Origin of the sequence: Massilia sp. 9096, assembly GCF_000745265.1 — a bacterium.
GTDB lineage: Bacteria > Pseudomonadota > Gammaproteobacteria > Burkholderiales > Burkholderiaceae_D > Telluria.
In genome coordinates this window covers 5,140,664-5,165,452 of record NZ_JQNN01000001.1, presented here as the reverse complement: position 1 = coordinate 5,165,452, position 24,789 = coordinate 5,140,664, and the positions used below count along the sequence as shown (strand labels likewise).

General features: G+C 67.2%; 21 protein-coding genes and 1 pseudogene. 9 read left to right on the top strand and 13 right to left on the bottom strand.

Features of this window, described 5'->3' with window-relative positions; translation table 11 throughout:
- Positions 1–231 precede the first annotated feature (231 nt).
- The 3 genes from FA90_RS22510 to FA90_RS22500 form a co-directional block, all read right to left on the bottom strand.
- Positions 232–696, bottom strand: coding sequence for a DUF494 family protein (locus tag FA90_RS22510; RefSeq protein ID WP_036176762.1), 465 nt, complete (start codon positions 694–696; stop codon positions 232–234).
- A gap of 95 nt (positions 697–791) precedes the next feature.
- On the bottom strand, positions 792–1,982 hold the full coding sequence (gene dprA / locus FA90_RS22505; protein ID WP_373994622.1) for a DNA-processing protein DprA: 1,191 nt from the start codon (positions 1,980–1,982) through the stop codon (positions 792–794).
- A 7-nt stretch (positions 1,983–1,989) separates the two neighbouring features.
- Entirely contained in the window at positions 1,990–3,129 is a 1,140-nt protein-coding gene (locus FA90_RS22500) for a LysM peptidoglycan-binding domain-containing protein (protein ID WP_036172714.1), read from the bottom strand.
- A 257-nt stretch (positions 3,130–3,386) separates the two neighbouring features.
- On the opposite strand from FA90_RS22500, the gene def reads away from it, so the two are divergent.
- Both def and fmt read left to right on the top strand, forming a co-directional pair.
- Entirely contained in the window at positions 3,387–3,920 is a 534-nt protein-coding gene (def, locus tag FA90_RS22495) for a peptide deformylase (protein WP_036172712.1), read from the top strand.
- A gap of 8 nt (positions 3,921–3,928) precedes the next feature.
- Positions 3,929–4,876: a methionyl-tRNA formyltransferase gene (gene fmt, locus FA90_RS22490; protein WP_036176756.1), complete on the top strand. Its 948-nt coding sequence runs from the start codon at positions 3,929–3,931 to the stop codon at positions 4,874–4,876.
- 209 nt (positions 4,877–5,085) lie between these two features.
- Here the strand turns inward: fmt and FA90_RS22485 are convergent, their stop codons facing one another.
- The gene (locus tag FA90_RS22485; protein WP_036172710.1) at positions 5,086–5,319 is read right to left on the bottom strand and encodes a BrnA antitoxin family protein; all 234 of its coding nucleotides are present in this window, start codon (positions 5,317–5,319) and stop codon (positions 5,086–5,088) included.
- Positions 5,320–5,642: 323 nt separating this feature from the next.
- On the opposite strand from FA90_RS22485, the gene metH reads away from it, so the two are divergent.
- The 6 genes from metH to crtB all read left to right on the top strand — a co-directional run bounded on the left by metH (position 5,643) and on the right by crtB (position 15,626).
- Positions 5,643–9,407, top strand: a complete 3,765-nt coding sequence (metH, locus tag FA90_RS22480; protein WP_051972012.1) for a methionine synthase — start codon at positions 5,643–5,645, stop codon at positions 9,405–9,407.
- A 164-nt stretch (positions 9,408–9,571) separates the two neighbouring features.
- Positions 9,572–10,615 (top strand): polyprenyl synthetase family protein, encoded by a 1,044-nt coding sequence (locus FA90_RS22475; RefSeq protein WP_081933991.1) that lies wholly within the window; start codon positions 9,572–9,574, stop codon positions 10,613–10,615.
- Positions 10,616–10,631: 16 nt separating this feature from the next.
- Positions 10,632–11,960 carry a glycosyltransferase gene (locus FA90_RS22470; RefSeq protein WP_036172708.1) on the top strand — a complete coding sequence of 443 codons (1,329 nt, stop codon included), beginning with the start codon at positions 10,632–10,634 and terminating at the stop codon, positions 11,958–11,960.
- Complete coding sequence (gene crtY, locus FA90_RS22465; RefSeq protein WP_036172707.1) at positions 11,957–13,147, top strand: lycopene beta-cyclase CrtY; 1,191 nt, start codon at positions 11,957–11,959, stop codon at positions 13,145–13,147. The genes FA90_RS22470 and crtY overlap by 4 nt, the downstream gene beginning before the upstream one ends.
- Positions 13,144–14,646, top strand: a complete 1,503-nt coding sequence (locus FA90_RS22460; RefSeq protein ID WP_036172705.1) for a phytoene desaturase — start codon at positions 13,144–13,146, stop codon at positions 14,644–14,646. Before crtY ends, FA90_RS22460 begins: the two co-directional genes overlap by 4 nt.
- Positions 14,643–15,626 carry a 15-cis-phytoene synthase CrtB gene (gene crtB / locus FA90_RS22455; RefSeq protein WP_051972011.1) on the top strand — a complete coding sequence of 328 codons (984 nt, stop codon included), beginning with the start codon at positions 14,643–14,645 and terminating at the stop codon, positions 15,624–15,626. Before FA90_RS22460 ends, crtB begins: the two co-directional genes overlap by 4 nt.
- A gap of 40 nt (positions 15,627–15,666) precedes the next feature.
- Here the strand turns inward: crtB and FA90_RS27750 are convergent.
- A pseudogene (locus FA90_RS27750) lies at positions 15,667–16,056 on the bottom strand (sterol desaturase family protein); the annotation flags it as partial.
- A gap of 57 nt (positions 16,057–16,113) precedes the next feature.
- Between FA90_RS27750 and FA90_RS22445 the strand changes: the two are divergent.
- Positions 16,114–16,539 carry a DUF2141 domain-containing protein gene (locus tag FA90_RS22445; protein ID WP_036172701.1) on the top strand — a complete coding sequence of 142 codons (426 nt, stop codon included), beginning with the start codon at positions 16,114–16,116 and terminating at the stop codon, positions 16,537–16,539.
- 6 nt (positions 16,540–16,545) lie between these two features.
- Here FA90_RS22445 and FA90_RS22440 read toward each other — a convergent pair whose 3' ends face one another.
- The 8 genes from FA90_RS22440 to FA90_RS22405 form a co-directional block, all read right to left on the bottom strand.
- Positions 16,546–17,676, bottom strand: a complete 1,131-nt coding sequence (locus FA90_RS22440; RefSeq protein WP_051972010.1) for an ABC transporter permease — start codon at positions 17,674–17,676, stop codon at positions 16,546–16,548.
- Complete coding sequence (locus FA90_RS27035; protein ID WP_081933990.1) at positions 17,625–18,365, bottom strand: ABC transporter ATP-binding protein; 741 nt, start codon at positions 18,363–18,365, stop codon at positions 17,625–17,627. Before FA90_RS27035 ends, FA90_RS22440 begins: the two co-directional genes overlap by 52 nt.
- 165 nt (positions 18,366–18,530) lie before the next feature.
- Positions 18,531–19,853, bottom strand: coding sequence for an EAL and HDOD domain-containing protein (locus FA90_RS22430; protein ID WP_036172699.1), 1,323 nt, complete (start codon positions 19,851–19,853; stop codon positions 18,531–18,533).
- Positions 19,854–19,962: 109 nt separating this feature from the next.
- A complete protein-coding gene (locus FA90_RS22425; protein WP_036172697.1) occupies positions 19,963–20,730 on the bottom strand; it encodes a class II glutamine amidotransferase in 768 nt (255 codons plus the stop codon).
- A gap of 113 nt (positions 20,731–20,843) precedes the next feature.
- On the bottom strand, positions 20,844–21,101 hold the full coding sequence (locus tag FA90_RS22420; RefSeq protein ID WP_036172695.1) for a DUF3567 domain-containing protein: 258 nt from the start codon (positions 21,099–21,101) through the stop codon (positions 20,844–20,846).
- 141 nt (positions 21,102–21,242) lie between these two features.
- A complete protein-coding gene (locus tag FA90_RS22415) occupies positions 21,243–21,614 on the bottom strand; it encodes a hypothetical protein (protein ID WP_051972247.1) in 372 nt (123 codons plus the stop codon).
- Positions 21,615–21,637: 23 nt separating this feature from the next.
- Complete coding sequence (locus FA90_RS22410) at positions 21,638–22,405, bottom strand: response regulator (RefSeq protein ID WP_036172691.1); 768 nt, start codon at positions 22,403–22,405, stop codon at positions 21,638–21,640.
- 54 nt (positions 22,406–22,459) lie between these two features.
- Positions 22,460–24,787, bottom strand: coding sequence for an ATP-binding protein (locus FA90_RS22405; protein WP_036172689.1), 2,328 nt, complete (start codon positions 24,785–24,787; stop codon positions 22,460–22,462).
- Positions 24,788–24,789: the final 2 nt, after the last annotated feature.

The following is a 24,789-nucleotide window of genomic DNA, read 5'->3' as shown; positions in this document are numbered from 1 at the left end:
AGGCGTCGCATCGGCGATCGCTTCCATCCCGTTGATAGCTTATAGGTAACAATTGGTAAGGTGCGGCCAATGATAAGCGGGTTGCCGCGCAATCCGCAAGTGGGCTGTGCCACTGCGATCACTCCATGCAAGCGGTCCTTCCCAACCGGAAAATACGCTTTATATTGCTTTACTGCAAGAAAAAACGAGGCCGAAGCCCCGTTTCCATGTATTGACGATGGTAAAACCGGCTCAGTGCAGCAGACGCGGTTCGGCGTCCTCGTCGTCCGACCCGAACAGGTCGTCGAACATCAGCGCATCCGGTTCCTTGCCCTGGCTCCACAGGAGCATCAGGACGATGATCTTCAGTTTGCCGAGCGTGACCGGGGATTCGTCCAGCGCCAGCGCGCGCTCGATGACGATTTCGCGTTGCGATGCGGACAGCAGGCCGGCCAGTTCGAGGAACTGGATGAAGCCGACTGCGGCGCTGCCGAGCACGTCGACTTCCTGGGCGATATAAAAACGGGTACCGCTGGATTCCAGGGCGGGATCGACCGCACTGGCCATTTCGGTCAAGCCATTCAGCCAATCCAGCGCTTCGGTAATTTCGACATCGTCGAAACCGACGGCGGACAGCTTGCGCGCCAGGGCAGCCGGCTCGGGGCAGGCATCGGGACGATAATACGTCTCGTAGAGGTAGACTAGGATGTCGAACATGGTGGCGCTACTGTAGCAGCTAAGCTCGTTGCGGCACAAGAGCAGCACGGCCATGATTGCTTTGAAGAAACATCGACGTTGTTTATCGGCCTTATTCACTTCACCATGGGCCGCACGACACGCTGTACGCGCCCGCCCGGCAAGCGCTCGACCAGGCCCGCCAGCTCCAGCATCAGCAGGCGGCTGCTGAGCGCCGCGGCGCCGCCTTTCACCAACGCCAGCAGGCTGTCGGGCTCGATCGGATCGTGGCCGAGTGCGTGCAGCAGCTCGTCGTCCTGCGTATGCGCATCGGGTGTGGCTTGTGCTTGTCCGCTGCGCGCTTGCGGCGCAGCATGCCAGCCGCCCAGCGGCGACGCCGCCAGCGCTTCCAGCACGTCGGCCGCCGTGTCGACCAGCTTGGCGCCTTCGCGGATCAGCAGGTGGCACCCCTTGGCCAGCGATGCGTGGATCGACCCCGGAATCGCGAACACGTCGCGGCCCTGCTCGGCCGCCTGGCGCGCCGTGATCAGGGAACCCGACTGCGCCGCCGCCTCGACCACCAGCACCCCGGCCGCCAGGCCGCTGATGAGCCGGTTGCGCTTGGGGAAATTGCCCGGCAACGGTGGCGTACCGACCGGGTATTCGCTGACGATGCAGCCTTCATCGGCGATGCGCTCGAACAGCCGGGCGTTGCGGCTCGGGTAGACCAGGTCGGGACCGGTGCCGATCACGGCGATCGTGCCGCCCGCCCCCTTCAGCGCGCCCTCGTGCGCGGCGGCGTCGATGCCGAGCGCCAGCCCGGACACGATGCACACGCCGGCGCCGGACAGCGCCTGCGCGAACGCTTCGGCATTGGCCTTGCCCTGGGTGCTGGCGTTGCGGCTGCCGACGATGGCCAGGCTGGGGCGCGCCAGCAATTGCACACGCCCTTTTATATAGAGCAGCAGCGGCGGATCGGGGATGTTGGCGAGCAGCTCGGGATAGCCGGGCGCACCCGGCGCCAGCACGCCGTGGCCGGGTTGCTGCAGCCAATCCACCGTGGCGTCGAGGATGCGCTGGGTGTCCGCCGACATCGGCAGGCACAGCGCGCGCGCCTGCGTGGCGCTGACGTGCGCCGCCAGCGCCGTGTAGCCGGCCTTGAAGATCGCCTCCGGACTGCCGAAGGCGCTCAGCAGCACATGCGCGCTGCGTGGTCCGATCCCGGGCGTGCGCTCGAGGCGCAGCCAGGCGGCCAGCGTTTCTGGCGGCAGGACGACGGACGCAACCGCGGACGGTGATGCATCGAGGATGGGGTCCGTGTCCTGCACGGTGGGATTACTCCGGTGATTTCGCGACGTCGCCGACCTGGACCGGCGCCGTGACTTGCATGACCAGGCCGTACGAGACGTGCCCGAAAACCCGGAAAATGAACAGTTCGCCATACTGCTCGTCCGGCAAGCGTAACTTTTCCTTGCCGAGCCCGAGGAAACCACGGCTCTCGGGATCGGTCACGGTCTGCCCGACATGATAAAGATCCAACACGGCGCCGACATCGAGTCCGTCAATCGCGCCCCGATTGACAGTCACGACCTGGCTCTGCGCTGCATAGTTCGATTCCGACGCGATCGACATCACGCGCGCGCCGATCGGCTGAATCGGTGCATGCGGCATGTAGTTGCGCACCGGCACAGGCGGCGCCGGCAGCAGACGGTCGCCGACGGTGATTTCCTTGACCGAATGCGTGATCGCGAAGCTGTGCACGTCGACGCCCGGCCTGGCTTCCTGCACCAGGCGCGCGGTGCCGACGTAGGCGGCTTCGTGCGCCACCACGGCGCCGGTGTCCGGGTCGCGCAGCTCGCCGCTCGGCCGGAAGATCTGGAAGCTGGTGGCGCCGCGCAGGTCGCCGCGCACGTAGATGCGGTCGCCCTCGCCCAGGTTCAGGCGGTCGTCCTGGGCCGCGACGATGCGCGCGGCGCGGCTCAAGGTATCGTCCTCGACCACCAGCGGCTGGGTCAGGTAGGGTTCGATGACGCCGGCCGGAATCGCCGGCACCGCATTGTCCGGTCCCAGGTCGCCGGTGCGCAGCTGCGGCGACAGGCGGGTCAGCGGGAGCTGGCCGGCGTTGGCGTCGGTGCCGGGCTTGACCAGGGTCAAGCGGCCATGCCGGCGGTCGAAATAGATGATCTGGCCCGGGTAGATCCAGTGCGGGTTGCGGATCTCGTCGCGGTTCATGCCCCATACCTGCGGCCAGCACCACGGATGCTCGAGGAATGCGCCCGAGATGTCCCACAGCGTGTCGCCCTTGACCACTTTGTGCTGGTCGGGCGCATTCGCGCGGAAGCGGCATGCGGGGTCGGTGGAGGCCGGGGCGGCGCCGGCCAGGCCCGCGCTCGAAGCCAGCGCAACCGCCAGCGCGGCCGAGGCAAGGGCGGGGGCCAGGAGCGGGCGGGCAGCGCCTGTGCTAAAATTTTTCATTAAAGAGTCCGTAAAATGCGCCCACCTGGTGAGCCACGGCGCGAAGACGGCAGACGGTCCTGACCGCGCGGCGGAACAAAATGGGACCAGCAGGGTTGCCGAATTGAATTAATTCTGCCGAGAAATCCTTGAACTAGCAAGACAAACCGCTCTCCGACCAGGGGGCGGTGTGTTGCATTTCTGCGCGCCGCGCTTGAACGCGGCCCGCTTGCACCCGATATACGTATTATCGCTTTCGAACGAACCACATCACAGCCATGGCCTTATTGAACATCCTCCGCTATCCCGATCCCCGCCTGCACAAGGTCGCCAAGCCGGTCACCGAATTCGGCGAACGCCTCGAAAAACTGGTGGCGGACATGGCCGAGACCATGTACGACGCCCCCGGTGTGGGCCTGGCGGCAACCCAGATCGACGTCCATGAGCGTTTGGTCGTGATCGACGTCAGCGAAACCCACGACCAGCTGATGGTTTTCATCAACCCGGAAATCGTCTGGGCCAGCCCGGAAAAGCAAGTGTACGACGAAGGCTGCCTGTCGGTGCCGGGCGTGTACGACGGCGTCGAGCGTCCGGCGCGCATCAAGGTCAAGGCGGTCGACCAGTTCAACAAGCCGTTCGAAGTCGACGCCGATGGCTTGCTGGCAGTGTGCATCCAGCATGAGATGGATCACCTGATGGGCAAGGTATTCGTCGAATACCTGTCGCCGCTCAAGCGCAACCGCATCAAGACCAAGCTGCAAAAAGAAGAACGCGCGATGCGCGAGTCCGGCCCGAAAGTCGGCCGCGCGTGAGCGTCGACATGAAAGTCGTTTTTGCCGGCACGCCGGAATTTGCCGCGGTGGCCCTGCGCGCGCTGATCGAGGCCGGGTTCGAGGTGCCGCTCGTGCTGACCCAGCCGGACCGCCCCGCCGGGCGCGGCATGCAGTTGCAGGCGTCCGCCGTCAAGCAGGTTGCGCTGGCGCATGGCATCGAGGTGCTGCAGCCGCTGTCGCTGCGCATGGACGCCAAGGATCCGCAGCGCGCGCTCGAGGCCAGCGCCGCCCATGAGCGCCTGGTGAGCACCGATTACGACGTGATGGTGGTCGCCGCTTACGGCCTGATCCTGCCGCGCAGCACGCTCGACATCAAGCCTTGCATCAATATCCACGGTTCGATCCTGCCGCGCTGGCGCGGCGCCGCGCCAATCCACCGCGCGATCGAAGCCGGCGACAGCGAGACCGGCGTGACCATCATGGAAATGGAAGAAGGCCTGGACACCGGCCCGATGCTGCTGATGGAGCGCATCGCCATCACGGACACCGACACTACCGGCAGCCTGCACGACAAGCTGGCCGCGCTGGGCGGGCGCATGATCGTCGAAGCGCTGCGCAAGATGGAGGCCGGCGACCTGCAGGCCGAACCCCAGCCCGAGACAGGCGTGACCTACGCCGCCAAGATCAGCAAGGACGAAGCGAAGCTGGATTTTGCGCTGCCTGCCGATATGCTCGCGCGCAAGGTGCGCGCCTTCAACCCCTTTCCGGGTGCGCAGGCGCAAGCCGGCGCCAGCACGATCAAGATCTGGAATGCGCAGCCGGCCGGCGGCAGCGGCGCGCCGGGTACGGTACTGGCGGCGGATGCGAACGGCATCGTCGTGGCCTGCGGCGAGGGCGCGCTGCGTCTGACCGAGCTGCAAAAGCCGGGCGGCAAGCGTTTGCCGGCAGCGGAATTCCTCAAAGGGTTTTCGTTCGACGGCCTGTCGCTGAGCTGATACTGAACCGGTACTGAGCCGACCGGGCATCATGCGGCAGTTTCACGACGCCCAAAACGATTCGGGGAGATGAGCACGACGCTCACCTCCCCGTTTTCATTCGATCTCCGATTCGGCGCTGCATGGGTCCCGCATCACGGGACTCGGTAAATCGGTAATATCAACCGTTTACCGCGGGGCGCCGGGCCCCGCCAAACGCCGGCGCCGGATCAGTGCTGCTCGACTTGAGCACGCACGCGGTTGGCTTCCATGTATTCGCGCAGCACCTGGTTGATGCGGGTCTGGTAGCCCGGACCTGCGGACTTGAACCATTCCAGCATGTCGACGTCCAGGCGGATGGTGACGATTTGTTTGACGCCGGTCGCAGCGTTGTGCTTGACCGCAGGGGTTTCTTCGGTACGGACGGCAGGCTGGTCCCACTCAGGCATGTATTCTTTGTTCATTTCAATTCTTCCCATAAAGGTGGCGGAGCAACGGGTCCGCGCAAACCGTTTGATTTGGACTAGGCACCGCGCTCTTGTCGGTTCCATGTGTTAATTGTCATGCCTGTATGTATCCGGGAAATTGCTGAAACCGCGCGTTTTGTATCGCACTGTAACAATCTTACGTTTGATACAGTACGTTACAAACGTCTTTACAGAACAGTATGCGAAGGTCGAACCGGCATGGCCGGGAACAAACCCATCCGATACCGTTATAATCGAAGACCCGCCTCTGTGCATTTACATTCAACGCCGCCAGCCAGGCCCATCCAGGAAACCATACGATGACCACCGCCCACGCTATTTCCCCCGTCGACGCCCAGCTGCGCGAAATCCTCGCACGCCGCATCATGATCCTCGATGGCGCGATGGGCACGATCATCCAGCAATACAAGCTGGACGAGCAGGCCTACCGCGGCGAGCGTTTTGCCGGTTTTGCCGCTCCTGCCGATTCCGGAGCGCGCGAGCTGTTTGTCAAAGGCAATAACGAATTGCTGAACCTGACCCAGCCACGGATCATCCAGGAAATCCACGAGCGCTACCTGGCGGCCGGCGCCGACCTGATCGAAACCAACACCTTCGGCGCCACGGGCGTCGCCCAGGACGACTATCACATGGCGCACCTGGTGTACGAGATGAACGTCGAAGCCGCCAGACTGGCGCGCGCCGCCTGCGCGAAATATTCGACCCCGGACAAGCCGCGCTTCGCCGCCGGCGCGCTCGGCCCGACGCCCAAGACCGCCTCGATCTCGCCGGACGTGAACGACCCGGCGGCGCGCAACGTCACCTTCGACCAGCTGGTCGCTTCTTATCATGAGCAGCTGCGCGGCCTGATCGACGGCGGCGTCGACCTGCTGCTGGTCGAGACCATCTTCGACACGCTCAACTGCAAGGCCGCGCTGTTCGCGATCGACCAGTACTTCGACGAGCATCCGGAAACGCCGCGCCTGCCGCTGATGATCTCGGGCACCGTCACCGACGCTTCCGGCCGTATCCTGTCGGGCCAGACCGTGCCGGCCTTCTGGAATTCGGTGCGCCATGCGAAACCGATCACCATCGGCCTGAACTGCGCGCTCGGCGCCGCCCTGATGCGCCCGTACGCGCAAGAGCTGTCGCAGATCGCCGATACCTATGTCTGCATCTACCCGAACGCCGGCCTGCCCAACCCGATGAGCGACACCGGCTTCGACGAGCTGCCGGCCGACACCTCGGCGCTGTTGAAGGAATTCGCCGAAGCCGGCTTCATCAACGTGGCCGGCGGCTGCTGCGGCACCACGCCCGAGCACATCCAGGCGATCGCCGAGCGCATGGCCCAGGCCACCCCGCGCGTCGTGCCCGAGATCCCGACCGCGCTGCGCCTGTCGGGCCTGGAGCCGTTCACCGTCGACGAGACCTCGCTGTTCGTCAACGTCGGCGAACGCACCAACGTCACCGGCTCGAAAGCCTTTGCGCGCATGATCCTCAACGAGCAGTTCGACGAGGCGCTGTCGGTGGCGCGCCAGCAGGTCGAGAACGGCGCCCAGGTCATCGACATCAACATGGACGAGGCGATGCTCGATTCGCAGGCGGCCATGACGCGCTTCCTGAACCTGATCGCGTCCGAGCCGGACATCTCGCGCGTGCCGATCATGATCGACTCCTCCAAATGGAGCGTGATCGAGGCCGGCCTGAAGTGCGTGCAGGGCAAGGCCATTGTCAACTCGATCTCGATGAAGGAAGGCGAAGAGGAATTCCTGCGCCAGGCCAAGCTGTGCCGCCGCTACGGCGCCGCCGTGATCGTCATGGCGTTCGACGAGAAGGGCCAGGCCGACACCTTCGAGCGCAAGATCGAGATCTGCAGGCGCGCCTACGACACTCTGGTGCAGAAGGTCGGCTTCCCGCCGGAAGACATCATCTTCGATCCGAACATCTTCGCGATCGCCACCGGCATCGAAGAGCACGACAACTACGCGGTCGACTTCATCAACGCCACGCGCTGGATCCGCGAGAACCTGCCGCATGCGAAGGTGTCGGGCGGCGTCTCGAACGTGTCGTTCTCGTTCCGCGGCAACGACCCGGCGCGCGAAGCGATCCACACCGTGTTCCTGTACCACGCGATCAAGGCCGGCATGACCATGGGGATCGTCAACGCCGGCATGGTCGGCGTGTACGACGACCTCGCGCCCGAGCTGCGCGAGCGCGTCGAGGACGTGGTGCTGAACCGCCGCGCGGACGCGACCGAGCGCATGATCGAATTCGCCGGCACGCTGAAGGCCGGCGGCGCCAAGCAGGAGCAGAACCTCGAGTGGCGCGACGCCCCGGTCGGCAAGCGCCTGTCGCACGCGCTGGTGCACGGCATCACCCAGTGGATCGTCGAGGATACGGAAGAAGCGCGCCAGCAGATCGAGCGCGAGGGCGGCCGTCCGATCCAGGTGATCGAAGGCCCGCTGATGGATGGCATGAACGTGGTCGGCGACCTGTTCGGCCAGGGCAAGATGTTCCTGCCGCAGGTGGTCAAGTCGGCGCGCGTGATGAAGCAGGCGGTGGCCCACCTTATCCCCTTCATCGAAGCCGAAAAGGCCGAGGAAGAGGCGCGCACCGGCATTGTCGCCAAGCCGAAGGGCAAGATGGTGATCGCGACCGTGAAAGGCGACGTGCACGACATCGGCAAGAACATCGTCTCGGTGGTCCTGCAATGTAATAACTTCGAGATCGTCAACATGGGCGTGATGGTCCCGGCGGCCGAGATCCTGGCCAAGGCCAAGGAAGAGAACGCCGACATCATCGGCCTGTCCGGCCTGATCACGCCGTCGCTCGAAGAAATGGCCTACGTCGCGCGCGAGATGCAGCGCGACCCGTGGTTCCGCGAGCGCGGCACGCCGCTGCTGATCGGCGGCGCCACCACCAGCCGCGCCCACACCGCCGTCAAGATCGCGCCGCATTACGAAGGCCCGGTGGTGTACGTGCCTGACGCGTCGCGTTCGGTGTCGGTTGGCCAGTCGCTGGTCACCGCCGAGCAGCGCGACGTGTTCGTTGCCGAGCTGGCCCAGGACTACGAGCGCATCCGCGAGCAGCATGCGAATAAAAAGGCGCAGCCGATGGTCACGCTCGCGCAGGCGCGCGCGAACAAGGCCAGGCTGGAATTCGCGCCGGTCAAACCGAAGTTCATCGGCCGCCGCGTCTTCAAGAACGTCGACCTGGCGCTGCTGGCGCGCTACATCGACTGGGCTCCGTTCTTCCAGACCTGGGACCTGGCCGGCCCCTACCCGGCCATCCTCACCGACGAGGTGGTCGGCGAAGCCGCGGCCAAGGTGTTCGAGGAAGGCCAGGCGATGCTCAAGAAGATCGTCGACGGCCGCTGGCTGCAGGCCAACGGCGCCATCGCCCTGATGCCGGCCAACAGCGTCAACGACGACGACATCGAGGTGTACACGGACGAATCGAGAAGCGAAGTCGCCTTCACCTGGTACGGCCTGCGCCAGCAAAACGTGCGCCCGGTCGTCGACGGCGTGCAGCGCCCGAACCAGTGTCTGTCGGACTTCATCGCGCCCAAGGATTCCGGCGTGCCCGACTACATCGGCATGTTCGCCGTCACCGCCGGCCTGGGCGCCGAAAAGATCGAGAAGCGCTTCGAGGATGCGGGCGACGATTACTCGGCGATCATGGTCAAGGCCCTGGCCGACCGCCTGGCCGAAGCCTTCGCGGAATACATGCACGAGCGCGTGCGGACCGACCTCTGGGGCTACGCCCAGGGCGAGGACCTCGGCAACGCGCAGTTGATCAAGGAAGAGTACGCCGGCATCCGCCCTGCCCCGGGCTACCCGGCTTGCCCGGAGCACACGGTCAAGGCCGAGCTGTTCAAGACGCTCCAGGCCGAGGAAATCGGGATGCAGCTGACCGAATCGTTCGCGATGTACCCGGGCGCGGCGGTATCGGGCTTCTATTTCGCGCATCCGCAATCGAAGTATTTTGTGGTGGGCAAGATCGGCCAGGACCAGGTGGACGACATGGCCGTCCGCCGCGGCATCGATAAAGTTGAGCTGGAGCGTTACCTGGCGCCGAACTTGTAAGATAGTCTCAGGTCGTTGTGGAAAATGACCCACAATCGACCCGCACCGCCCCGGAGCCAATCCTGCGCACGGTTGGTCCGTTAACGAATCGGTAAGATTGTTTCCGGTATGATTGCCTGAAATTCGTCAATTTGATTGATCCGGCTGGAAATAAAGGGGTACGTATGGCGACACAGACACGGCGTATGGACAAGCCGGCCGGCATCGATGGATTCGCCGGCTTCGAAGGCCTCGACGGTTTTGCCGTCCAGCGCCGCATGGAAGCTGCCAACGAGGACCCCGACGCGTTGCGCGCGTTGCTCGAAGAGCGCATCGCCCACTGGCTGGACGGCAGCAATGCCGAAGCCGACCTGCTCACCGCCGCCATGCGCGCTGGCACCCTCAGCGCCGGCAAGCGCCTGCGTCCGCTGCTGCTGATGCTGGTGGCGCGCGACCTCGGCTGCGTGTCGCCGGCGCTGGTCGACGTCGCCTGCGCGGTCGAGATGGTGCATGCCGCCTCCCTGATCCTGGACGACATGCCCTGCATGGACAACGCCATGCTGCGCCGCGGCAAGCCGACCATCCACGTGCAGTTCGGCGAGGACGTCGCGATCCTGGCCGCCATCGCCCTGCTCTCGCGCGCCTTCGGTATCCTGTCCTCGAGCCAGGACATTGCCCCGAGCGTGCGCGCACGCCTGGTCACGCGCCTGTCCGAGACCATCGGCACCCAAGGCCTGGTCAAGGGCCAGTTCCTCGACCTGCGCGGCGGCGCCCGCTCGCCCGAGGAAATCGCCGCCACCAACGAACTCAAGACCGGCGTGCTGCTGGGCGTGTCGGTCGACATGGCGGCCATCATCGCCCAGGCCAACGACGAAGTCGCCGGCGCGCTGCGCGCTTTCGCCTTCGCCGCCGGCCAGGCCTTCCAGATCCGCGACGACTTCCAGGACGGCTTCGGCCACGACAGCTCGGTCACCGGCAAGGACGTCGGCAAGGACATCGGCAAGTCGACGATGATCGCCACGCTCGGCGTCGAGGAAGCGCGGCGCCGCCTGACCGCGCACCTGGCCGAGGCCGACCGCCAGCTCGAGCGGGCGCTGGGCAAGCGCCAGGGCACGCGTCTCCTGGTCAAGAAGCTGTTCGGCAGCATCGGCCGGCCGGCGCCGGCTCAGGTACAGGTGACCGTGGCCGAACGCGCCTACGCGCGCGACCCCGGCCTGCTGCCCAATTAAGGGCACCGGACCCCACATGGCGCATTTCGGCGTCGTCGCCCCCGCCTTCCTCAGCCACTACACGACGCTGTCCGCACTGGCCGGCGCGCTGGCCGAGCGCGGCCACCGCGTCACCTTCCTGCATCGGCCCGACGCGGCAAGCTACGTGCGCGATGCGCGCCTGGGCTTTCACGCGGTCGGCGCCGCCACCCATCCGCCCGGCTCGCTGGCGGCATCCCTGAAGCTGGCGGCCAATCCCGGCAGCCCGCTCGGCCTGCGCCGGGTGATCCAGGACATGGCCGATTCGACCACGATGCTGTGCGAGACCTTGCCGGCTGCCATCGAGCAGCTCGGCATCGACGCGCTGCTGGCCGACCAGATGGAAGCGGCCGGCGGCCTGGTGGCCGAGGCGATGGGCCTGCCTTTCGTCTCGGTGGCGTGCGCGCTGCCGGTCAACCGCGAGCCCGGCATCCCGCTGCCGGTCATGCCCTTCGGCTACGGCACCGACGAACGCTCGCTCAAGATGGTCGAAGGCAGCACGCGCGTCTACGACTGGATGATGGGACCGCACCGGCGCGCGATCGAGGCGCAGGCCAGGCGCCTGGGCTTGCCGGCGCGCGGCATGCTGCACGAGTGCCTGTCGCCGCTGGCGCAGGTGAGCCAGACCGTGGCCGAGTTCGAGTTTCCGCGCAAGGAACTGCCAACGCATTTCCATCACGTCGGGCCGCTGCGGCCTTTGTCGCGCGCCAACGGGGCGACCGTGGCCAAGGTCACGCCCTTGCCCGCTATCGATCCCGACCGGCCGTTCGTGTTCGCTTCGCTCGGCACCATGCAGGGCGGGCGGCTCGACCTGTTCAAGCGCATCGTGCGCGCGGCGCGCCAGGTCGACGTGCAGCTGCTGGTCGCCCACTGCGGCGGCCTGGACGAAGCCCAGGCGAAGTCCTTGCAGCGGGCCGGCGCCGACTGGGTGGTCGAGTTCGCGCCGCAGCTGGCCGCGCTCGAGCGCGCCGACGCCGTGATCTCGCACGCCGGCTGGAACACGATCATGGACGCCATCGCCGCCAACACGCCGATGCTGGCGCTGCCGATCGCGTTCGACCATCCGGGCGGCGCGGCGCGCGTGCGGCATGCCGGCATCGGGCTGCAGGCATCGGCGCGTTTTTCGGGCGCGGGCACGCTGGCGCGCCACCTGCGCACGCTGCTCGATGACGGCCGTTTCAAGCAGCGCCTGGCGCCGCTGGCCGAGGCCGTCGCGCGCGCGGGCGGGACCGCGCGCGCGGCCGACATCGTCGAGGATGCGCTCGGGCTGCGCACGGCGGCTTCCCATGCCGACCCGCATGCCCCCTCCCACGCGCAGACGGCATGAACCATCCGGACTACGACCTGATCCTGGCCGGCGGCGGCCTGGCGAACGGCCTGATCGCCTGGCGCCTGCGCCAGGAGCGGCCGGAGCTGCGCATCCTGGTGCTCGAACAGGAAGACACGCTGGGCGGCAACCACACCTGGTCCTTCCATGACGGCGACCTCGACGCGCGTCAGCGTGCCTGGATCGCGCCGCTGGTTTCGCAACGCTGGCCGCGCTACCAGGTGCGCTTCCCGGCCTACACGCGCACGCTCGAAAGCGGCTACGCCAGCATCCTGTCCGAGGACTTCGCGCGCGTGCTCGCGCCCGCGCTTGAGGGCGTGCTGCGCCTGCGCGCGCGCGTGACGCGCGTGACTCCCACCGCGGCCGAGCTGGCGGACGGCGCGGTGCTGCGCGCACGCGCCGTCATCGACGGCCGCGGCCCGGCGGCGAACCCGCACCTGGCGCTCGGCTACCAGACCTTCCTCGGCCAGGACGTGCGCCTCGCCGCGCCGCATGGCCTGGAGGCGCCGATCATCATGGACGCCAGCGTCGCCCAGCGCGACGGCTACCGCTTCGTCTACGTGCTGCCGTTCGGCCCGGACCGCCTGCTGATCGAGGACACCCACTACGTCGACGACAGCGGCTGGGAACCGAACCGCCTGCGCGCGCACATCGCCGCGTATGCGCAGGCGCAGGGCTGGCAGATCGCCGAGGTGCTGCGCGAGGAGCACGGCTCGCTGCCGATCGTGCTGGCGGGCGACGCGCAGCGCTTCTGGGACGGCCAGCACGGCCAGCCCTGCGCCGGCCTGCGCGCCGGCCTGTTCCACTTCACCACCGGCTACTCGCTGCCGCATGCGGTGCGCCTGGCCGAACGCATCGCCGCCTTGCCCGTGCCCTCGTTCGATGCGCCCGCGCTGTTCGCGGCCATCCGCGCCGAGGCGCTCAAGGCATGGCGGGACCAGGGCTTCTTCCGGCTGCTGAACCGCATGCTGTTCCTGGCCGGCCGGCCCGAACGGCGCTGGCAAGTGATGCAGCGTTTCTACCGCTTGCCGGCGCCGCTGATATCGCACTTCTACGCGGCCCGCCTGCACCTCGGCGACAAGGCGCGCATCCTGTCCGGCAAACCGCCGGTGCCCGTGCTGGAGGCGCTCGACGCCGCACGCAGGACCCATCCACAACAAATCAGAACCACCGGGACCATCACATGAACGCATCGAAAACCGCCATCGTCGTCGGCGCCGGGTTCGGCGGCCTGGCGCTCGCCATCCGGCTGCAGGCCAGCGGCATCCAGACCACGCTGCTGGAAAAGCGCGACAAGCCGGGCGGCCGCGCCTACGTCTACGAAGACCAGGGCTTCGTCTTCGACGCCGGCCCGACCGTGATCACCGACCCGTCCGCGCTCGAGGAGCTGTTCAGCGCCGCCGGCAAGCGAATGAGCGACTACGTCGAGATGCTGCCGGTGACGCCGTTCTACCGCCTGTGCTGGGAAGACGGCAGCCACTTCGACTACGCCAACGACCAGGATGCGCTGGACCGCCAGATCCACGCCCGCAACCCGGCCGACGTCGAAGGCTACAAACGCTTCCTGGCCTACTCGAAAGCCGTGTTCGAGGAAGGCTACCTGAAGCTGGGCGCGGTGCCCTTCCTGTCGTTCCGCGACATGGTGGCGGCCGGGCCGCAGCTGGCGCGCCTGCAGGCCTGGCAGAGCGTCTACAAGCTGGTCTCGCGCTTCATCCAGGACGAGCACCTGCGCCAGGCCTTCTCGTTTCACTCGCTGCTGGTGGGCGGCAATCCGTTCGCCACATCTTCCATCTACACGCTGATCCACGCGCTCGAGCGCAAATGGGGCGTGTGGTTCCCGAAAGGCGGCACCGGCGCGCTGGTGCGCGGCATGGTCAAGCTGTTCGAAGACATCGGCGGGCGCATCGAGCTGAACGCGCCGGTGGCCAGGATCGAGGCCGCGAACGGGCGCGTGTCGGGCGTGCGCGTCGAAGATGGCCGCGTGTTCGCTGCCGATGCCGTGGCCTCGAACGCCGACGTGATGCACACCTATGCCTCGCTGCTCGGCGAGCATCCGCGCGGCGTGGCCGAAGCCAAGTCGCTCGGCAAGAAACGCTTCAGTAATTCGCTGTTCGTGCTGTACTTCGGCCTGGACAAGCACCACGAGCAGCTGCGCCACCACACCGTCTGCTTCGGGCCGCGCTACCGCGAGCTGATCGACGAGATCTTCGGCGGCAAGGCGCTGGCCGATGACTTCTCGCTGTACCTGCACGCGCCCTGCGTGACCGATCCGTCGCTGGCGCCGCCGGGCTGCGGCAGCCATTACGTGCTGGCCCCGGTGCCGCACCTGGGCAATGCGCCGATCGACTGGGACGTCGAAGGCCCGCGCTACCGCGACCGCATCTTCGATTACCTCGAGCAGCGCTACATGCCGGGCCTGCGCAGCCAGCTGGTCACCAGCCGCATCTTCACGCCGCACGACTTCCGCGACCAGCTCAACGCCCACCTCGGTTCGGCCTTCTCGCTCGAGCCGATCCTGACGCAAAGCGCCTGGTTCCGCCCGCACAACCGCGACGCCGTGCTGCCCAACCTGTACCTGGTCGGCGCCGGCACGCACCCGGGCGCCGGCGTGCCGGGCGTGATCGGCTCGGCCAAGGCCACCGCCGGCCTGATGATCGAGGACCTGCACATGGCGCTGAGCGCATGAACACGCGCGCCGACCCCGCGCTGCTGGCGCACGCCACCCAGACCATCGAAGTCGGCTCGAAAAGCTTCGCCGCCGCCGCGCGCCTGTTCGACCCCGGCGTGCGCCGCAGCGTGCTGATGCTGTACGCCTGGTGCCGCCACTGCGACGACGTGGTCGACGGCCAGGAACTCGGCTTCAATACGCGTCAGGTCGACGACGCCGCCGCCCAGCTGGCGATGCTGTACGAGCTCACCCGGCGCGCGTATGCCGGCGAGGCGATGCCGGATCCGGCCTTTGCCGCCTTCCAGGAAGTCGCGCTGCGCCACAGGATCGATCCGCGCTTCGCCTTCGACCACCTGGCCGGCTTCGGCATGGACGTCGACGAGGCGCACTACGAGACCATCGACGACCTGCTGCGCTACTGCTACCACGTGGCCGGCGTGGTCGGCCTGATGATGGCCTCGATCATGGGCGTGCACGACGAGGCGACGCTCGACCATGCCTGCGACCTCGGCCTGGCGTTCCAGCTGACCAACATCGCGCGCGACATCGTCGAGGATGCCGGGGCCGGGCGCTGCTACCTGCCGGCGCAGTGGCTGCGCGAAGCCGGCATCCCGGCCGACGAGATCGCACAGCCGCGCCACCGCCCGGCGCTGGCCAGGCTGGCGGCGCGCCTGGTCGATCACGCCGAGCCCTACTACGCCTCGGCCGGCGCCGGCATCGCGGCGCTGCCGCTGCGCTCGGCGTGGGCGATCGCCACCGCGCGCAACGTGTACCGGCAGATCGGGATCGAAGTGAAAAAGCGCGGCGCGCGCGCCTGGGACGAGCGGGTCGGCACCTCGAAGGCCGCCAAGCTGCGCCTGCTGGCGCGCGGCGGGATCAGCGCGCTGGCGCGTCGCTGGCGGAAGGCGCCGGCGCGTCCGGCTGGCTTGTGGCAGCGTCCGGGCGCATCGTCGCCTTCGACGCCGCCCCGCCATGCAGCGCCTGCAGCTGGCGCTTGAGCGTGGCGACCGGCGGCGCGTACAGGAAACCGAACGAGACCGCGCCGTCCTTGCCGGCCACCGCGTGATGCATGCGGTGCGCCTGGTAGAGGCGCTTGAGGTAGCCGCTTTTCGGCACGTAGCGGAACGGCCAGCGCTGGTGCACCAGGCCGTCGTGGGCGACGAAGTACAGCATGCCGTAGGCGGTCATGCCGGCGCCGATCCATTCGAGCGGATGATGGCCGCGCGAACCGGCGTAGATCAGGCCGATGGCGACACCGGCGAACACGATGGCGAACAGGTCGTTCTTTTCGAACCAGCCGGTGCGCGGCTCGTGGTGCGACTGGTGCCAGCCCCAGCCGAAGCCGTGCATGACGTACTTGTGCGCGACGATGGAGAACAGTTCCATCGCAGCGACGGTCAGCAACACGATCAGCGCATTGAACAGCATAGATTCAGGCGGGCCAGAGAAAGATGCCACAGCCTACCATACAACCAAAGGAGATCCATGTTCACGACCAGCCGTATCACCCTCGCCGCCTTTGCCACCGTCGCCGCCGTGGCTGCGGGATCGGCCAGCGCCGCCACCGTCGAAGTGCACGTGACCGGGGTCGCCGCCGGCAAGGGCAAGGTCAGCGTCGCCGTGTGCGACCGCGAGCACTACCTCAAGGAATGCGTGTACCACGCCACCGCTCCCGCCCAGGCCGGCGACAACGTGATCAGGATTGCCGGCGTCCCGGCCGGGACCTGGGCGGTCCTGGTGTTCCAGGACAAGAACGAGAACGGCAAGCTGGACCAGACCTTGTTCGGCATCCCGCTCGAGGATTACGGCTTCAGCCGCGACGCGCGCGGCCACTTCGGCGCGCCTTCATTCGAGGACGCCGCGATCGAGGTCAAGGCCGACCCGACCGTGGCGAACGTGAAGATCAAGTAACCGTTTTTAGCGGCGCTCGCGTCCGAAGCGCCATACCGCGAGCGCCATGCAGGCCAGGCCGAATACCAGCAGCGCGGCCATCGACGGCGCCGCCGCCAGCGCGCCGAGGCCGCGCCAGGTGACGGCGTCCAGGCCGGTGAGCGCCCAGCGCGTCGGCACCACCAGCGTCAATTGCTGGACCCAGGCCGGGAACAGGAAGGTCGGCACCCAGGCGCCGCCCAGCATCACCATGATCAGCGTGACGAACATGGCGATGCCGCGCGCTGCCTCCGGCGTCTTGCCGTAGGCCGCGATCAACAGGCCGAAGCCGGCCGTGAGCACGCCGAAACCGAACGCCACGCCGATGAACCCCGGGATGCTGCTGACGTGCACGCCGAAGGCCAGCGTCGCCACCACGAAGATCACGCACAGCAGGCAGAACGCGATGATGACGGCCGAGGCGGCGCGCGCCAGCACCACCTGGCTCAAGCTGACTGGCGCGGCCAGCAGGCGGTCCCAGACGCCAGTGCGGTGCTGGGCCAGGATCGCGATGCCCATGTTCACCGCCATGAACAGGATGAACTGCACCGCCATGCCCGAGAAGGCGTGCGCATACGGATTGTAGCCTTCGGCGACCGGCGCGCTGCTCAAGCCCTGGTCGCTGGTCGTGAACGGCAGCTGCAGGCCGCCCGCCGCGCCGCTCTGGCCGTCGGCGCCGGTCTTCCCGGGCAGCGTCTCGAACTTCTGCACCGCCGTCAGGATGTCGCGCAACGCCGCGTTCCGGGGATCGGCCTGCGCCGCCTGGCGGAGCTGCTGCAGGCTGCGCTCGGTCAGCCTCTTGCCCATGTCGCCGCCGAACATCTCGGCGCTCACGACCTGCATCACCTGCTGGGTCAGCATGCCCTTCACCATCGACAGCACCGCCGGCTGCGACGGGTCGTACATCATGCGGATCACCGGCTTGTCGGTGCGCGCGAACAGCGCGGTGCCGGCCGCCTCGCCGAAACCGGCCGGCAGCACGATCGCCACCGCCTGGCTGCCCTTGCGCACGGCGGCTTCGGCCTGGGCCAGGTCCATCTGCGTCACGTGCAGGTTGGGGTCGGCTTTCAAACCGGCGGCGATCCTCGCGCCGACCGTGCTGGTGTCCTGCTGCACCACGGCGACGTCGATGCCGCTGGCTTTGCCGCCGGGCTGTCGTCGGCCAGCACCTTGCCATGGTCGACGATCACGATGTGGTCGGCCAGGCGCTCGACTTCTTCCATGTAGTGGCTGGTGTAGATCAGCGCCCTGCCCTGGGCCTGCAGCGCTTCGAGCGTGTCGAAGATGGCGTTGCGGCTCTGCGGATCGACGCCGACGGTGGGCTCGTCCAGGATCAGCAGTTCGGGATCGTGCAGCAGCGCGGCCGCGATGTTCAGGCGCCGCTTCATCCCGCCCGAGAAGGTGGCGGGCTTGTCGCGCGCCCTGTCCGTCAGGTTCACCAGGCCCAGTACGTGGTCGATGCGCCCAGTCAGCGGCGCGCCCTTCAGGCCGTACAGCGCGCCGAACAGGCGCAGGTTCTCGCGCGCGGACAGATCTTCGTACAGCGCCAGCTCCTGCGGCACCAGACCGATGCGGCGCTTGACGTGCGAGGTCCCGACCGCGATCGGCTCGCCCGCGAGCGTGACGCGCCCGCCGTCCGGCCGCAGCAGCCCGCACAGCATGGCCACGATGGTCGACTTGCCGGCCCCGTTCGGCCCCAGCAGCCCAACCGTCTGCCCGCCCAGCACCCTGAACGACACCCCGTCCACGGCCCGCCGCGCGCCGTAGGATTTGACGAGATTTTCCACACTCAGCAATACCGACGACATCGCTTCTCCATCGAACAGGCTAAGGATCGAGCAACCCGGAACGTCTCGGGGTGTGAGTGACCGTCGCGAGCGGCGGCAGTTCCGTTCGAGAAGCGCAGCCGTACTTACGGTACGGCGAGCATCGCAGAACGGAAATGCAACGCGCAGCAGGTCAATCGCCCCCCTTTAGATGGCGTATCGGACGACGCTGTCGGACCATTGGAAAGCCGACATTTCGAGCTCCACCATGTCGTCGCCCGAAATCGCCAGCTGCTTCAGGGCCGGCAGCACGTACTCGTTGCCGTCGATCTGTTCGAGGCATTCGGCCAGCTTGAGCAACTCGCCGAAGAAACCGTCGCGGCCGACCAGCGCGCTGCGGATCTCGTCGCTGACCGGGATCTGCTCGACGATGTCGGCCATCGGGATGCCGAACAGGACGTCCATCAGCGACATGATGCCGACCGTGAAGCCGATCTCGGCGATGGTGCGCTGGCCGGGGCGCAGGCGCTGGGCCAGCAGCTCCATCAGGCGCGCGCGCGTGGTCGCCAGCATCAGCAGCGGAGTCTGGTTGTGGCCGCGCGTGGCCGGTTCGGCGTACAGCATGATCTGCAGCCAGCGCTGCAGCTGGCGGCGGCCCAGCACCAGCAGCGCCTGGCCGATCGACTCGATGCGCTGGCGCGCGCCGACCGCCGGCGTGTTCACCAGGCGCAGCAGGTTCAGCGCCAGCGTGACGTCGCGCTTGATGGCGCGTTCGATGTCGGCGTTGTCGACGTCCGAGCACACCAGGTTCAGCAGGTCCAGCACGGCCAGCTGCGAGGGCGACAGCTTGCGCCCGCCCAGCATCGAGGGACGCGCGAAATAATAGCCCTGGAAGTAATCGAAGCCGAGGTCGAGGGCATTCTCGTAGACCGGACGGGTCTCGACCTTTTCGGCCACCAGCTTCTTGCCCATGCCCTGCAGGCGCGTGACCAGGTTCGACAAGGTGTCGGTCGGGATGACGCGCATGTCCAGCTTGACGAAGGTCGCCAGCGGCAGCAGGCGCTGCAGGCGCGCGCCGTCGTCGCTCACGCCGTCCAGCGCGAAGCGGAAACCATGGCCGGCCAGTTCGGCCAGGCGCGCCAGCACGGCGTCGTTGGGGCGCACGCTCGGGACGATCTCGAGCACGGTGCGTTCGCGCGGCAGGAAGGCGAAGATGTCGCTGCCGAGGACGTCGGCGTCGACGTTGAGGAAGCAGGCGGCGTCGCCGATCGCGCGCGCGAGACCGAGCTGCGCCGTGTGCGCGATCACGGCCGCGGTGGCGCTCAGGCCGGCGCCGGGCTTGTCGGCGATGCCGGCCTGGCTGGCGCCGGACGCGCTCGCGCCGCCCTCGGCGCCGCTACCCGCGTCGCGGAACAGCAGTTCATAGCCGTACAGCGCCTGGTTGCGGTCGAGCACGGGCTGACGACCCAGGTAGAAGTCACGCACGCGCAGCGGTAAATTCGTGGGGTCGGGGCTGGCGGTATCGGTCATCGTAGGCTCGCTTGCGGATTCAACGCCCCTACTTTACCCCATTCCGCGCTTTCAGTGACTGTGGGGAATTATTTTCTTAGGAAAATGATGTCGGCATGTTCACAAAATTTCACGTTTGTGGCATGCCGTCGACGAACACCTTCAGTTCGCCGGTTGCGAACTCGGTCCATTGCTCGTTGGTGGTCAGCGGCGCGGTGACGATGATGGCGACGCGATCCCGGGGCGTCGTGACCTGCGCAAAGTCGACCGACAGGTCTTCGTCGGCCAGGCGCGCGGTCTCGAAGGGATGACGGCGCACCACATAGCACAGCTTGGTCGAGCAATGCGCGTACAAGGCGGCGCCGTCGGACAGCATCATGTTGAAGGTGCCGTGGCGCGCGATCACGGCGACCAGGTCGGCGATCGCGTTGCGCAGCGCGCTGCGCTCGGGCATGGCATCGCCGAAGCGCTCGCGCAGCTGCTGCAGCAGGAAGCAGAAGGCGCGTTCGCTGTCGGTGGTGCCGACCGGGCGGAACGGGCCGTCGAGGACCGGAGCGAAGTCTTTCAAGTCGCCGTTGTGGGCGAACACCCAGTAGCGGCCCCACATCTCGCGCACGAAGGGATGGCAGTTCTCCAGCGCCACCTGGCCTTGCGTGGCCTTGCGGATGTGGGCGATGACGTTCAGGGACTTGATCGGATAGCGCTTGATCAGTTCGGCGATCGGCGAGGCGACCGCGGCCTGGTGATCGACGAAGTGACGCACGCCGGCGCCTTCGAAAAAGGCGATGCCCCAGCCGTCGTGGTGGGTATCGGTGCGGCCGCCACGATGGGCGAAGCCGGTGAAACTGAACACAATGTCAGTCGGGACATTGCAGTTCATCGCGAGGAGTTGACACATGGGCCAAGCTTACCATGCGCGCTTGCAAATACAGGGGATGGTGATGCGGGTGATGCGGCAAGGATGCTGCGGCGGCCGGGCCGGCCGATGCGGCAGGCCCGGACAGTGTCTGGTCAGTGCAGGACGACCGGTTGGCTCATCAAGGTATCGTAGGAGCCCAGGAAATCGTCGATCTCCTCCATGGTCGGCTCGCTTGCGATGAGGTTGTTGACGTCGCGCCGGAACGATTGCGCCAGTTTGCCGCCGATGAACGCTTCACGCCGGCCGGATTTGTCGACGATCTCGTAACCGCCGAAACGCAGGGCTTCGAGGTTGTGATCGACGCCGAATTCGACGACGCTGTACTGTTCGCTGTTATAGATCATGTTCATGATGACTCCTTCACTCGATCAGATGGTGCGAAGTTGGCTGCCCGGCGGTGGGCAGCTGACAGAGACTTCGATAACGCTTGTATTCCACTTCATTGATGAAATGGGGCTGATTGAAACGATTTCAAGTAGACGGGTTCGGTCTCAAGCCTGGATATCGTCGGTCAGCCTAAGCAGCTGATCGTATGGCTCGGACTGCAGCCACGATCGCAACTGATCAAGATGCTCGCCGCGGGCAACGCCGATGAACAATCGTTCAGGGCGTTGGCGCAGCAGGCGATTCAATGTTACACGCAAAACCAGATTGCCGGTGCAGCACAGGCAACCGGGCGCGATGCGTGCCGGCTGGAGCCGGTCGTGGAAGGCGTCGAGCGGCGAGCTGCCGGGCGCCAGGCCTTCGAGGATGATCGCGGTGGAAGGGAGTCGATGCGGATCGGCCGCAGGGTCGGCCAGGGCGGCGGCGATCGCCGCCTCGCGCGCCTGGGCGAGCGCGCCCGTGACCAGGGTCGTGGTCACGGGTGTGCCGGCAGCCGGCGTGGTCACTGCGCGCTTTTCTTGCCCAGCTTGCCCGGCTCGACGCCCAGCTGCTTGAGCTTGCGGTACAGGTGGGTGCGCTCCAGGCCGGTTTTCTCGGCCACGCGCGTCATCGAGCCGCCTTCGCGGCCCAGGTGGTGCTCGAAATACATGCGCTCGAAGGCGTCGCGCGCTTCGCGCAGCGGCAGGTCGAACGACAGCGTGTAGCCGTGCGCGTGCGCCTCGCCGTTGCTGATCGGGCGCGCCATGCCGATCGCGCCGCCGCCCAGGCTGCCGCCAAGGTTGCCGCCCTGCTGCTGCGGTGCATACAGCTGCTGCGACTGGACGCTCGGTTCCGGTGCCGGCGCAGCCACCGGGGACGCGGCGATGCTGGTGCGCGGCGCCATCACGGGCGCGCGCGCGGCTTCCTGCCCGCGCGCCAGGCCTTGCTGCACCGCCTTCAGCAGCTTTTGCAGCGCGATCGGCTTCTCGAGGAAATTCAGTGCGCCGATGCGGGTCGCCTCGACCGCCGTGTCGATGGTCGCGTGGCCGGACATCATGATGACCGGCATGGTCAGCAAGCCATCGCGCTGCCACTCCTTGAGCAGGGTCACGCCATCGGTATCGGGCATCCAGATGTCCAGCAATACCAGGTCGGGCGCGCCCTGTTGGCGCGCCTGGCGCGCCTGCTGGGCGTTTTCCGCCAGTTGCACTGCATGTCCCTCGTCGCCGAGGATTTCCGAGAGCAGCTCACGGATGCCCATTTCATCGTCAACTACGAGTATGTTCGCCATCTTCTTATGCCTTCCTGATCTGACTCTCTCTACAGCCACGATTCTATGCGCGATTTACGCTTCGGCCAAGTTCGCCTCCGGAGCTAACTTTAACAGCAAAATGGATACCGAAGCGCCAGATCCGTCCGCGCGGTTGGCGACGTCGATCCGGCCGCCGTGTTCGTCAATGATCTTCTTGACCATCGGCAGGCCCAGTCCGGTGCCACGCGCCTTGGAGGTGACGTACGGTTCGAACGCGCGCGACAGGATCTTGGGCGCAAATCCGGGGCCGTTGTCGACGATCGCCAGGCGCACCGCAGTGCCGGCTTCGCCGTCCGCGCGGCCGTAGTGGATGGTCTCGGTCACCACCTCGATGCGCGGCGGGTCGGCCTCGGGATCCTGGCCGCGGTCGGCCAATGCGTCCTGGGCGTTCTGCAGCAGGTTGTGGATCACCTGGCGCAGCTGGGTGGCGTCGCCCATCACCCGCGGCAGGCTTGACGCCAGCGCCGGGCGGATCACGTCCGAGTCGTCCTCGGCCAGGTACAGGTTCAGGATTTCCTCGATCAGCGCATTCAGGTCGAGCGGCACCAGCACCGCCGGCGGCGCCTTGGCGTAGTCGCGGAAGTCGTCGACCATGCGCTTCATCGCGTCGACCTGGCTGACGATGGTGTCGGTGCCCTTGCGCAGCAGCGCGGCGCCCTGCGGGTCGAGGCGGTCCTCGAGCTTCATCTGCATGCGCTCGGCCGACAGTTGAATCGGCGTGAGCGGATTCTTGATCTCGTGCGCCAGGCGGCGCGCGACCTCGCCCCAGGCCACCGAGCGCTGCGCCGAGATCACGTCGGAGATGTCGTCGAACACCACGATGAAGCCGCTGCCCGCCCCGACCGGCAGGCGCGAGCCGCGCGCCAGCACGGCGATGTCGTGGTCGTCGCTGGTGCCCGGACGGCGCGGGATCTCGATCTGCTGCTGCCAGTGCGCGCGCAGCGGGCTGCGCACGCGCCCGCGCGCGTTGGCCGACTGCGTCTGGGCCGCGCTCTGGACCGCGCTCTGCGTCGAAAACGCGCGCGTGACCGCGTTGGCGAACGGCTCCAGGCCTTCGATCTCGTCGAGCGGGCGGCCGGCCAGCGAGGCCACGTCGACCTGCAGGATGCGGTGCACGGCGTCGTTCGAGTTGACCACCACGCCGTCGGCGTCCATCACGATCACGCCGGCCGACATGTTGGCCAGCACCGATTCGAGGTGGGCCTTGGCGCTTTCCAGCGCGGACCGGTTGCGCTCGACGGCGGAGCGCGCCTCGAACAGCTGGCCGGTCATGGCGTTGAACGACTGGGTGAGCGTACCGAGTTCGTCGTCGGTCTCGACGATCGGGCGCGGCGACAGGTCGCCTTCGGCCACCGCGCGCGTGCCCTCGGCCAGCACCAGCAGCGGCTGGGCCAGGTTGCCGGCGATCAGGAAGGCGGCGCCGATGGCAGAAAAGATCGCCAGCAGCAGGGTCAGCGTCAGCGTCTCGATGTACATCTTGCGCAGGCCGGTACGGGCGACGAAGCGCTGCTGGTATTCGTTGTAGGCGGTGCGCAGCACTTCCGCGTTGGTGGCCAAGTTGATCGGCACCGCCTGCACCAGCTGCAGGTAGCGCGCTTGCGCGCCCGGCGGCTCGGGCACCGCCACCACCACGCGCAGGCGCAGGCCGGTGGCGGCGTCGAGCGCGTTCGGCTGGTCCGGGACGGCATCGCGGAAGTCGCGTTCGACCCCGCCCTCGGCGCGCGCATAGCCGCCCGGCATGGCGGCCTGGCGCAGCATCTGCGCGGTCGGCTGGTCGGGCGCCAGGTTGACGTGGCGGTCCTCGGCGGCGCCGGCGATCAGCTTGCCGTCGGCGGACAAGAGCATCGCGTTCTGCACGCCGCTCACGTCCTCGACGGTGCGCGCGAGCACGGTGCGCGCGGCCTCGTCGTCCTGCCCGGCCAGGGTGGCGGCGGTGGTGCCGGCGGTGGCGGCCAGGTCGGCCAGCGACTCGTCGAGCGCGGCGCGGCCCAGGTTCAGGCCGGAATCGAGCGCGGCTTCGATCTTGACGTCGAACCAGGAGTCGATCGAGTGCGACACGAACATCACCGAGACCATGAAGATCACCAGCCCGGGCAGGATGCCGATGCCGGCGAACAGCAGCATCAGCCTGCCCATCAGGCGCGAGCCGAACTTGCCGGCCTTGTAGCGCGAATACAGGCGCCACACCACCACCACGACCAGGATCAGCAGCGCGCCGGCCACCGCGGCATTCAGTCCCAGCAGCCAGGAATAATAACGGTCGAAGAAGCCCGAGTTGTCGGAGGCGGACGCGAGCAGGAACAGCAGGATCGAGGCGATCGCGCTGCCGACCACCAGGGCGTAACGCAAGGCCTGGGTCACGG